Raw genomic sequence first — 952 nt, forward strand, 5'->3', positions numbered from 1 at the left:
CAGTTGACGAACGGTGACAGCCGTTCATGACGGGCGGACTGGCTCTTTTGACTCGCCCCCTGCAACAGCAGGGTATCCAGATACGCGTCCAGATGCTGGCGCAGGGTCAGCGGGCGGGGGTTGGATTGATGTTTAACGGGTGATGACATGGTGGGATTTCCTGTAGGGAACAGCGGTTATTGTTATCGGTGTGTGATACGTCACTCCGGTACGATGGCTTGATTGTTAAGTGGCCGGAACAGTCCTTTTCTGTCTGCCCCAACTTGCGGACCGCTCCACCCAGTATTGCTGCGGTCTGGCGTCCTTTTCCGGCCTCCAACTTGGACCCAACTTGACCCCAGCTTGAGGGCAACTTGCGGTTCAGTCAGTCCAACTTGCGTCGGTCGTATTCCGGGTTTTCGGGTTCGATGATGAGCTGGCAGTACGATACGACGACTTTTTCTTATTATTGCCGGAACAGTGTTTTTCAACCTTCCCCAACTTGCGAACCGTTACATCCAGTATTGCTGCGGCCTGAAGCCGGTTTTACGACCTCCAACTTGGACCCAACTTGACCCCAACTTAGGGGCAACTTGCGGTTCAGTCAGTCCAACTTGCGTGAGTCATATTCAGGGTTTTACCGGTTTTTCCGGCGTTGTCAGGTCAATCAGGCCGCACAGGTGGGCTTCTTCTGCGCTGTCGCCGTTCCACAGCAGTTCATACTGCAACAGATGGCCCCGGCTGCCGCCGTGGACTAACAGGTATTCCATGTCGGCCAGTCGCTGACAATGGACTTTTAACTGGTTATCGCTCCATTGGGTGTAACTGCGGATATCCCGGCGGGTAAAGCGAACCGCGTTCACCGGGCGTTGCTGCGCTGTCGCCGTCTCTTTCACCATCGCTTGTATCAGCAGTAACAGTTTTCGGGTCTGGGGCGACATTTCATCCAGCGTGCGGCCTAATATCTCATGGG

General features: G+C 54.9%; 1 protein-coding gene and 1 pseudogene. Both read right to left on the minus strand.

What is annotated here, in order from left to right:
- Window positions 1-200: 200 nt before the first annotated feature.
- Window positions 201-470, minus strand: coding sequence for a hypothetical protein (locus tag ACGF5R_RS24125; protein ID WP_387693154.1), 270 nt, complete (start codon window positions 468-470; stop codon window positions 201-203).
- 138 nt (window positions 471-608) lie between these two features.
- Window positions 609-952: pseudogene (locus tag ACGF5R_RS24130) on the minus strand (DNA primase); the annotation flags it as partial.

Source organism: Photorhabdus sp. RM71S (genome assembly GCF_042879355.1).
In the GTDB taxonomy this organism is placed as follows: Bacteria; Pseudomonadota; Gammaproteobacteria; order Enterobacterales; family Enterobacteriaceae; genus Photorhabdus; species Photorhabdus kayaii.